This is a genomic window from Bacillota bacterium, assembly GCA_018333655.1.
In the GTDB taxonomy this organism is placed as follows: Bacteria; Bacillota; UBA994; order UBA994; family UBA994; genus BS524.
The window spans coordinates 1-3,257 of record JAGXTJ010000047.1 but is presented as its reverse complement, the minus strand read 5'-3'; the positions used below and the strand labels follow the sequence as shown (position 1 = coordinate 3,257).

General features: G+C 49.2%; 3 protein-coding genes. All 3 read left to right on the top strand.

Annotation, left to right across the window (positions count from 1 at the left end; translation table 11 throughout):
- Positions 1 to 654 precede the first annotated feature (654 nt).
- Positions 655 to 1,968 (top strand): transposase, encoded by a 1,314-nt coding sequence (locus KGZ92_09100; protein MBS3889419.1) that lies wholly within the window; start codon positions 655 to 657, stop codon positions 1,966 to 1,968.
- A gap of 233 nt (positions 1,969 to 2,201) precedes the next feature.
- Positions 2,202 to 2,375, top strand: a complete 174-nt coding sequence (locus KGZ92_09095; GenBank protein MBS3889418.1) for a hypothetical protein — start codon at positions 2,202 to 2,204, stop codon at positions 2,373 to 2,375.
- 575 nt (positions 2,376 to 2,950) lie between these two features.
- On the top strand, positions 2,951 to 3,257 hold a 307-nt coding region (locus KGZ92_09090), incomplete at its 3' end, for a phage integrase N-terminal SAM-like domain-containing protein (protein ID MBS3889417.1).

Below are 3,257 nucleotides of genomic sequence, written 5' to 3'. Positions count from 1 at the left end.
TCAAACTCTCCGATAAAGTTTTTATCGAAAAGCGATAGGCTCGCTTCGAAAAACACTTGCTTGTTTTACTTACTCTTACGAGTAGTTTGCGATTTTCATCTTCGCAATTATTCTCTGCGCAGCGCTTGCGCACCGCTAAGAGGTAACTGCTCGTCTGCATTGTTCAGTTTTCAAGGTTCAAAGCCTGCCGTCTGTTTGCGGCGACGTTTGTAATCATAACACGTACAGATGACTTCGTCAACAGGAATTTTGCAGCCACTTTTTCTCAGAAGACTTTGTTGCGAGAGCTGCAATTCATTGCTCGCCCGAAGACGCTCCGTTACTATAACACGACTTGTGCATCAGACGCAAGCGATTCTGCTATGATATATACAGAAAATCAAAGGAGGCCAGTTATGCGACCTAATTGCGATGTCCAGAAAGGACGGTAGATAGGGCGTTTTGAGGCTGTGGTAGATTTATTTTACCCCAGCACAACCTAGCGTTAGCGAGGGTTTTTGGGGCAAGGACGTTTAGCTACAGTAAAATTGACCCCAAGGCAAAAATCAGAAGAAAAGGGAAATAATATTCGAAATATGAAGGGAAACCCCCTACCTCTGGCGAATACTTTCTTGTCAAACAAAAAGAACGCAGAGCAAAAAGGAGGTTCCCTTCATGGCCATTATACCACAGAAGCAATTTTTTGGGTGGCAAGAAGTCGATGAACTTGGAGATTTGGAGCGTCTGGTACTAGTGATTACTGCGCTTCCAGATGAAGAGTTGATGAAAACGCTAGAGCGCGAACGTGCCAATGGCCGGAACGAATACCCCATCCGTGCAGTCTGGAACTCAATCCTAGCGGGCATAGTCTACCAGCACCCCTCCATTGAAAGCCTGCGGCGTGAGTTGCGGCGCAATGCGCAGCTACGTGAGATTTGTGGGTTTGACCCGTGGCGAGGAGAGCGAGCGGTCCCGCCGGCTTGCGTATACACTCGTTTTTGCCGGAAGCTGATGGTGCATCTTGATGAGCTGGAAAGTATTTTTGCGCGACTGGTAGAGGACGCAAGTAGTTTGTTGCCGGATCTCGGGCGAGTTTTAGCCATCGACAGCAAGGCAATCCACAGTCTATCCAAAAGGCCAAATGATGAGCGCCAAGATGGACGGCGAGATACAGATGCCGACTTCGGCAGGAAAGAGTACCGCGGACGCAGAGAAGACGGCACCCTGTGGCAAAAAACAGTCATCTGGTTTGGCTATAAACTTCACCTTCTAGTAGACGCTACCTATGAGTTGCCAGTAGGTTTTTCCGTAACAAAAGCAGCTGTTGCCGACATAAACGAGGGACATAAGGTAATTGACAGGCTAGCAAACCAACAGCCGGAGATCATAAGGCGCTGTGAAGTCTTAACAGCGGACAAAGGATACGATGACACTGACCTCCTGACAAAGCTTTGGGATGAGCATCGCGTTAAGCCAGTTATTGACATCCGCAATATGTGGCGGGACGGCGAAGATACGCGGCTTCTAGGTGATAAGGGGAACGTCGTTTACGACTACAAGGGCACGGTCTATTGTTATTGCCCGGCGACTGGCAGACGATTAGAGATGGCGTTTGGTGGGTTTGAGAAGGATCGCGAGACACTGAAATACCGTTGTCCTGCCATGCATTACGGCATTTCCTGCAAAGGGGAAGGACAGTGTAGCAAGCGCGGAGGGGTGCGCATTCCCCTAGCGGAAAACCGGCGTATTTTCACCCCGCTAGCCCGTTCTAGCTACAAATGGGAGACTTACTACAAGAAGCGCACTGCGGTTGAAAGGGTGAACAGCCGTCTGGATGAGGGCTATGGCTTTGAGAAGCACTTTATCCGTGGGTTGCGAAAAATGACAATGCGGTGCACGCTAGCGCTGGCCGTAATGCTGGCAATGGCCGTAGGACGAATAAGAGCAAATCAGCACGATAAAATGCGGAGCCTAGTGAAGGCAGCGTAGAGTTGCTGGTCTAATCGAATCAAAAACCTAGCATCAGCGCCAAGGGATGACTACGCCCTTATACAGGCCCAGATGTCATATTATGGATGTCTAGTGGCTAGCATGCCCGAAAAACCACGGCGTTGCCCCTGTTCCCTTTGTTGAACACAGCGGTTGGTTGAGAAAAAAGCTAGCAACGCAAAACGCTTACTAACGGTATAATCTAGACAGAGTGAACAAGGAGTGTGATTCGTATGAAGAAATTAGTCGCCTTTGTGGGTCTGCTCGTCATAGTGTTGTGTGCCACTGTAAGTAAGAATTCACTTGGTCACCACTACATTTACGGTGAAGCGGGGACACAGGCAGCAGTGATTATCCCTCTGGTCGACCCACCTCCGCCACCGCCAGGTGGTCCAGTGCGTGGGTAGGTGGCAAGATGAGACCGACAGGGTCTAGACCGCGCAAAGAGGTGCTGAGGAACTACTATTGTAGCCGCTTGAGTTAGCCCCAATTTGGTAAAGAGCGGTTGTTTGAGCGCAGCCACCTGAGCGTCAAAGGGAACGCAAATTCCCTAGGTGCATGTTTATCGCGGCCAGAGAAGCTACAAAGAACCAACGCTTCTCTGCTCGGAAACGTAAGTGCTCAATATCATAACCCACCAGAATGCGCTCAATAGCACGTTCGGCGGTAGTGCGCCTGGCATAAACCTTTCTCCAAGCTTTTGAGCCACGAGGTGTTTTGGTAGACAAGCGAGGGTCATCATTGGGCTTGGTGTACAAGGAAGAACGAAATCGCTGTCGCGATAGCTTAACTTAAAAGAATAAAACGAAAAGGCAACCCCTTTTGTGGTATTGTTTAATCGCCAAACAAAACAATACAAAGGGGAGCCTTTTCGCATGATGATCATACCACAACTGTCGCCCTTCTGCCACGTCAACTGTAAGTCGAGAGATCCTCCTAAGCGTAATGACCGGGGCGGCATTACGTTTTAGGAGGGGTTTGTATGTTTAACATCAGTAAGGAGCTCGAGTTATACTTTGAGTTAAAGGGAACGCCAGCGTCCTCTCGAGAGTCATATGCTCGCCGGGTAATCGCATTCAACGAGTTCTTGCAGGCAAGGGACAAGAGCCCGGACGAAGCCGTGACAAGAGATGTTCAAGAATACATCTTGTACCTCAAGCAGAAGAAAGGGCTATCCGCCGGAACTATCAACACCTACATTTCTTCAATTAGGTTTTTCTTCATACACGTGCTAGGCAAGGACTGGGACAAGAACAGGATCCCTCGGATGAGAAGAGTACGTAAGCTCC